Annotated in this window: 1 protein-coding gene; it reads right to left on the reverse strand. The window is 67.8% G+C overall.

What is annotated here, in order from left to right; translation table 11 throughout:
* Positions 1 to 134: 134 nt before the first annotated feature.
* Positions 135 to 317: hypothetical protein (locus tag JHD74_RS26285; RefSeq protein WP_199063941.1), on the reverse strand; the 183-nt coding region annotated here is incomplete at its 5' end.

The following is a 317-nucleotide window of genomic DNA, read 5'->3' on the forward strand; positions in this document are numbered from 1 at the left end:
CCAAAGTTTTCTGTTCGCCAACTCGATGACAAGCAACGCGACGTGCTGTATCTGATTAAGTTTATTGAGCCCGCTGAAAATAATCATGGTGCCGAAGGGCTCGATGTTGGTTCGCAAACTACTCGGCCTGTCTCTTATACACATCTCCGAGCCCACGAGACAGGAGGTATCATCTCGTATGCCGTCTTCGGCTTGTAAAGGGGGGGGGGGGGGGGGGGGGGGGGGGGGGGGGGGGGGGGGGGGGGGGGGGGGGGGGGGGGGGGGGGGGGGGGGGGGGGGGGGGGGGGGGGGGGGGGGGGGGGGGGGGGGGGGGGGGG

The sequence above is a fragment of the Serratia sp. ASV30 genome (assembly GCF_016428815.1).
GTDB classification, from domain to species: domain Bacteria; phylum Pseudomonadota; class Gammaproteobacteria; order Enterobacterales; family Enterobacteriaceae; genus Chania; species Chania fonticola_C.